Source organism: Nocardia neocaledoniensis, assembly GCF_029868625.1.
GTDB classification, from domain to species: domain Bacteria; phylum Actinomycetota; class Actinomycetes; order Mycobacteriales; family Mycobacteriaceae; genus Nocardia; species Nocardia neocaledoniensis_A.
The window spans coordinates 1-5,951 of record NZ_JARWOJ010000202.1 but is presented as its reverse complement, the minus strand read 5'-3'; the positions used below and the strand labels follow the sequence as shown (position 1 = coordinate 5,951).

6 protein-coding genes are annotated in these 5,951 nt (G+C 68.4%); 2 read left to right on the top strand and 4 right to left on the bottom strand.

What is annotated here, in order from left to right:
• Positions 1–151: 151 nt before the first annotated feature.
• The 4 genes from QH270_RS14825 to QH270_RS14810 form a co-directional block, all read right to left on the bottom strand.
• The gene (locus tag QH270_RS14825) at positions 152–1,045 is read right to left on the bottom strand and encodes an amino acid ABC transporter permease (protein ID WP_280342211.1); all 894 of its coding nucleotides are present in this window, start codon (positions 1,043–1,045) and stop codon (positions 152–154) included.
• Positions 1,042–1,713, bottom strand: a complete 672-nt coding sequence (locus tag QH270_RS14820) for an amino acid ABC transporter permease (RefSeq protein ID WP_110035751.1) — start codon at positions 1,711–1,713, stop codon at positions 1,042–1,044. Before QH270_RS14820 ends, QH270_RS14825 begins: the two co-directional genes overlap by 4 nt.
• 83 nt (positions 1,714–1,796) lie before the next feature.
• Complete coding sequence (locus tag QH270_RS14815; protein ID WP_280342209.1) at positions 1,797–2,630, bottom strand: glutamate ABC transporter substrate-binding protein; 834 nt, start codon at positions 2,628–2,630, stop codon at positions 1,797–1,799.
• 34 nt (positions 2,631–2,664) lie between these two features.
• Complete coding sequence (locus QH270_RS14810) at positions 2,665–3,393, bottom strand: amino acid ABC transporter ATP-binding protein (protein WP_110036108.1); 729 nt, start codon at positions 3,391–3,393, stop codon at positions 2,665–2,667.
• A gap of 212 nt (positions 3,394–3,605) precedes the next feature.
• Between QH270_RS14810 and miaB the strand changes: the two genes are divergently transcribed.
• Positions 3,606–5,153, top strand: coding sequence for a tRNA (N6-isopentenyl adenosine(37)-C2)-methylthiotransferase MiaB (gene miaB / locus QH270_RS14805; protein ID WP_280342207.1), 1,548 nt, complete (start codon positions 3,606–3,608; stop codon positions 5,151–5,153).
• Entirely contained in the window at positions 5,129–5,869 is a 741-nt protein-coding gene (locus QH270_RS14800) for an Rv2732c family membrane protein (RefSeq protein WP_280342205.1), read from the top strand. The genes miaB and QH270_RS14800 overlap by 25 nt, the downstream gene beginning before the upstream one ends.
• Positions 5,870–5,951 lie beyond the last annotated feature (82 nt).

The following is a 5,951-nucleotide window of genomic DNA, read 5'->3' as shown; positions in this document are numbered from 1 at the left end:
CCACGCCCCCCCCCTGCCCCAAGAAAAAAAAAATCCACACGGCAAACCGCGGCGCCGCCCGGGGGGTGGGGTTATACACATACCCTATTTAGCCCGGCCCCCACACGACTGTGGCCCGGTCCGCGCGGACCGGGCCACTGTCGTTGTCGTGCTACTTCTTGCCGATGTCGACGCCGGGCGCCGCGTCGGTGACGATCGAATCGGCGGCCAGCACCGTGCCGCCCTTCTTGCGCCGCGACCGCAGCCGCTTCTCCAGCGTGGTCGCCAGGAAGGTCAGCGCGATGTTGAGCGAGATCATGATCAACGCGACGACCATCAGCGCGGGGATCGTGTTCTGCTGCGACGCGCCCTCCTGCTGCGCCGAACGCACCAGCTCCACATAGGTGATCTGGTAGCCGAGGGCGGTGTCCTTCAGGACGACCACCATCTGCGACACCAGCGCGGGCAGCATCGCCGTGACGGCCTGCGGCAGCAGGATCAGGCGCATCAACTGCGACTTGCGCAGACCCAGCGCCACCGCGGCCTCGGTCTGCCCCTTGGGCAGCGAGCGGATACCCGCGCGGACGATCTCGGCGATGACCGAGGCGTTGTAGATGATCAACGCGATGACCACGGCCGCCAGGGCCAGGTCATCGGAGCGGAACACCTTGTAGTCGCCGAACACCGCGAACAGGAAGATCATCAGGATCAGCACGGGGATCGCGCGCGCCAGTTCGACGATCGCGCCCGCCGTCCAGCGCACCCACCGGTGATCCGACAGGCGCAGGATGCCGAAGATCATGCCGAAGATCAGCGCGCCGACGATGGAGATCGCCGCCGCCGTGAGTGTGCCCTGCAGGCCGGGCAGCAGGTAGGTCTCCCAGACACCGGAGTCCAGGAACGGTTCCCACTTGGCCGCGGTGAACTGGCCCTTCTCGTCGAACGCGTCGAACAGCACCCAGCCGAAGGCGATCAGCGCGAGCAGCACGAGCACCGAGTAGATGCCGTGCCTGACCCGGGCCTTGGGGCCGGGCGCGTCGAAAAGTACCGAAGCGCTCGCACTCATCGGGCCACCTCGTATCGCTTGGCCAGCCAGCCGAAGAACAGGCCGGTCGGCAGGGTGAGAATGACGAAGCCGAGCGCGAAGATCGCGCCGATCGCGAGCACCGCGGCCTCGTTCTCGTTCATCGTGCTCATCAGCAGGGCGGCCTCGCCGACGCCGATCGCCGAGGCGATCGTGGAGTTCTTCGTCAGCGCGATCAGGACGCTGCCCAGCGGCGCGATGACCGCGCGGAACGCCTGCGGCAGCACCACCAGGCGCAGATTCTGGGCGAACCCGAAGCCCAGCGAGCGACCGGCCTCGGACTGGCCGAGCGGGACGGTGTTGATGCCCGAGCGCAGCGATTCGCAGACGAACGCCGCGGTGTAGACGCTGAGGCCGACGATCGCCCAGCGGTAGTTGTTGTCCGCCAGCGAATCACCGGCCAGCTTCCAGCCCAGCGTGGTGTACAGACCCAGCGAGCAGAACACGATGATCAGGGTCAGCGGGGTGTTGCGGAAGATCGACACGTAGGCGGTGCCGATCCAGCGGGCCACCGGAATCGGGGACACGCGCATGGCCGCGACGAGGGTGCCGATGACCAGGGCGCCGATCGCCGAGAAGAACGTCAGCTTGATGGTCACCCAGAAGGCGTCGAGGATTTCGGAGTCATACCTCGAGATCAGGTCGAACACGGACGCGCGTCCTCCGATCGATGTGAAAGGGCAAGCGGGAGTTCACCGCCGCGGTGGCTTCCGGGCCACCGCGGCGGTGTCGATCAGTAGCGGTCGACGGTCGGCGGCTGCGGAATCGCGAAACCGGTTCCGGCGAAGGACTTCTCCAGTGCCGCCTTCCACGCGCCGTCGGCGATCATCGCCTCGATCGCGTCGTTGATCTTGCCCCGGCTCTCCGTATCGCCCTTCTTCAGGCCGATGCCGTAGTTCTCGGTGGTGAAAGTCTTGTTCACCAGCTTGTAGGTGCCCGGCGACTGCGCGGCGTAGCCGGCCAGGATCACGTTGTCGGTGGTGACCGCGTCGATCGCGCCGCCACGCAGCGCCTCGATGCACAGCGAGTACGTGTCGTAGGTCTGCAGCTGCGCCTGCGGGTAGTTCTTCTGGATGTTCTGGGCCGGGGTGGAACCCTTCACCGAGCAGACCTTCTTGCCCGCGAGGGAATCCGGGCCGGTGATGTCGGTGTTGTCGGCGCGGACCAGCAGGTCCTGACCGGCGACGTAGTAGGGGCCGGCGAAGTCGACCTTCTGCTTACGCGAATCGGTGATCGAGTAGGTGGCGACGATGAAGTCGACCTGGCCGTTCTCGATCAGCGTCTCGCGCTGGCCCGACGGCGCTTCCTTGAATTCGATGTTCTCCGGCTTCACGCCCAGCTTCTCGGCGACGTACTTGGAGACCTCGACATCGAGGCCGCTGTAGGTGCCGTCGGTGTTGCGCAGGCCGAGGCCGGGCTGGTCGAACTTGATGCCGACGGTCAGCTTGCCTTCCTTGGCGTGGTCGAGCACCGAGCCCTCGTCGCCCCCGCCGCAAGCGGTGAGCGTGGCCGCCAATGCCAGTGCCGCGGCGCCGATTCCGACCCGCATCGCACGATTGATCCTCATCGAGTGTCCTTCTCCTGTGATGGTGTGAGTGGGCTCAGTGACTGAGAATTTTGCCGAGGAAGTCCTTGGCGCGGTCCGAGGTGGGCGCGGTGAAGAAGGTCTCGGGCGCGGTGTCCTCGACGACCTCGCCGTCGGCCATGAACAGCACCCGGTCACCGGCACGGCGGGCGAAGCCCATCTCGTGGGTGACGACGAGCATGGTCATGCCCTCCTTGGCCAGGGAGACCATCACTTCGAGCACCTCGTTGACCATCTCCGGGTCCAGCGCCGAGGTCGGCTCGTCGAACAGCATCACTTTGGGGTCCATCGCCAGCGAACGCGCGATGGCGACACGCTGCTGCTGGCCACCGGACAGCTGCGCGGGATACTTGTCGGCCTGGTTGGCGATGCCGACGCGGTCGAGCAGGGCGAGGGCCTTCTTGCGCGCCTCGTCCTTCTTGACGCCGCGCACCTTCAGCGGCGCGAGCATCACGTTCTCGAGAATCGTCTTGTGCGCGAAGAGATTGAACGACTGGAACACCATGCCGACCTCGGCGCGCAGCGCGGCCAGCGCCTTGCCCTCGGCGGGCAGCGCGACGCCGTCGATGGCGATGTCACCGGAGTCGATCGGTTCGAGTCTGTTGATGGTGCGGCACAGCGTGGACTTCCCCGAGCCCGAAGGGCCGAGGACGATCACGACCTGCCCGCGGGGCACGTCCAGGTTGATATCGCGCAGAACATGGAGCTCACCGAAGTGTTTGTCCACGTTGCGCATCGAGATCATCGGCGGCGCGCCAGCAGTGGCTGCGGCGTCGGCGTTCCCGGTCGCGGGTGCGGCGTCGTCGGTCATGGTCAGAAACCTTAGGCGTTCTTCGGAGATTTGCCCCGCTTTCCGTGACTCGCCGTCGCGGCACGCCGAGATGACACCGCCCGGTAACCTGGCGTACTCGCGACCGCGACGCAGACCACACCGGGTGGTGGCCGTACCCTGGACGGGTGGATTCGAACGGACAGAACGCGACGGAGCGCACGGTGACCCAGGCGCGCAGTTACGAGGTCCGCACCTTCGGCTGCCAGATGAACGTGCACGATTCCGAGCGCTTGTCCGGCCTGCTCGAGGACGCGGGCTATGTGAAGGCCGACCCCGACCAGACCCCCGATCTGGTGGTCTTCAACACCTGCGCGGTGCGCGAGAACGCCGACAACAAGCTCTACGGCACGCTCGGTCACCTCGCGCCGGTCAAGCAGGGGCGCCCCGGCATGCAGATCGCCGTCGGCGGCTGCCTGGCGCAGAAGGACCGCGAGACCGTCGTGCGCAAGGCGCCGTGGGTCGACGTGGTGTTCGGCACCCACAACATCGGCTCGCTGCCGGTGCTGCTGGAGCGGGCCAGGCACAACGAGGTCGCCCAGGTCGAGATCCTCGAGTCGCTCGAGGCCTTCCCGTCGACGCTGCCCGCCAAGCGTGAATCGGCCTACGCGGGCTGGGTGTCGATCTCGGTGGGCTGTAACAACACCTGCACCTTCTGCATCGTGCCCGCGCTGCGCGGCAAGGAGGTCGACCGCCGCCCCGGTGACGTGCTCGCCGAGGTGCAGGCGCTCGTCGACCAGGGCGTGCTCGAGGTGACGCTGCTCGGCCAGAACGTGAACTCCTACGGCGTGAACTTCGTCGACCCGGAACAGCCGCGCGACCGCGGCGCCTTCGCCCAGCTGCTGCGCGCGGCGGGTCGGATCGAGGGACTCGAGCGCGTGCGCTTCACCTCGCCGCACCCCGCCGAGTTCACCGACGACGTCATCGAGGCGATGGCCCAGACCCCCAACGTCTGCCCGCAGCTGCACATGCCGCTGCAGTCCGGCTCGGACCGGGTCCTCAAGGCGATGCGACGCTCCTACCGCAAGGAACGCTTCCTCGGCATCATCGACAAGGTGCGCGCCGCCATGCCGCACGCCTCGATCACCACCGACATCATCGTCGGCTTCCCCGGTGAGACCGAGGAGGACTTCCAGGAGACCCTGGACGTGGTGCGCCGGGCGCGCTTCACCAGCGCCTACACCTTCCAGTACTCCAAGCGGCCGGGCACGCCCGCCGCCGAACTGCCCGACCAGCTGCCCAAGGCGGTCGTGCAGGAGCGCTACGACCGGCTGATCGCCCTGCAGGAGCAGGTATCGCTCGAGGCCAACCAGGCCCTGATCGGCACCGAGGTCGAGTTGCTGGTGGCCGAGGGCGCGGGCAAGAAGAACGCGGCCACCGCCCGGATGAGCGGGCGCGCCCGCGACGGCAGGCTGGTGCACTTCCGGCCCGGCGACGCGGCGGGTATCCGGCCCGGCGACCTCGTCACCGTCGACATCACCGCGGCGGCGCCGCACCACCTCATCGCCGACGGCGTGGTCAAGACGCACCGGCGTACCAGGGCCGGTGACGCGCACGAGCGCGGCGTGACGCCCAAGACCGCGCCGATCGGTGTCGGCCTCGGGCTGCCGAAGATCGGCGCCCCGGTCACCGTCGAACCGGCCGTCAGCGGATGCTCGACGGGATGCTCGGCGTGAGCTCACCGGCCGAGGAACCCGAATCTACTACCGGCAGTAGTGGGTCGGACGCGAGCGCGGTACCCGGTGATGGCACAGTGGAGCCCGGCGCGCCCGCGCCCAGCGACGACCAGCCTGCCGACAGGAGCGACAACGCGGTGAACCGGGTGGACGAGGACCAGGAATTCGAACAGTTCCGCGGCGAGCTCGACGCGGTGGAACGCCGCATCGCCGGGGAGATCGATCCCGGCGCGCGGGCGCTGGTGGTGGCGGGCGCGGTGTTCGCGCTGCTGATCTCGCTGGTGCTGCCGACCGCGGGCACCGCGCGCGGATTCGACGTGCTGCTCAACACCGACGCCGCGCGGCTCGAGCACATCGGGCTGCCGTCGCGGATCTTCGTGTGGCTGGTCATCGTCTTCGGCGTCGGTTTCTCGCTGCTGGCGCTGACCACCCGCCGCTGGGTGCTGGCTTGGCTGGCCTGTGCGGGCTCGGCCGTCGGCAGCGTCTTCGGTGTGCTCTCGATCTGGCACCGGCAGACCCCCGGCCTCGGCAACTACGAGGGCGCGGGCCCCGGCATCGGCCTGATCCTCGGCACGATCGCGATCATGGTGCTCACCTTCCACTGGGTGCGCGTGGTGTGGAGCCGCACGGCGGTGCAGCTGGCGGCCGAGGAACAGCGCCGCAACGCCGCCCGCGAGGCCGAGGAGCGCGACCGCAAGCGCCTGACCGGCGAATAGGTCCCCGAGAACGGGGGGGGGGACCCCCCCCCCCCCGGGGGGGGGGGGGGGGGGGGGGTGGGGGGGGGGGGGGGGGGGGGCG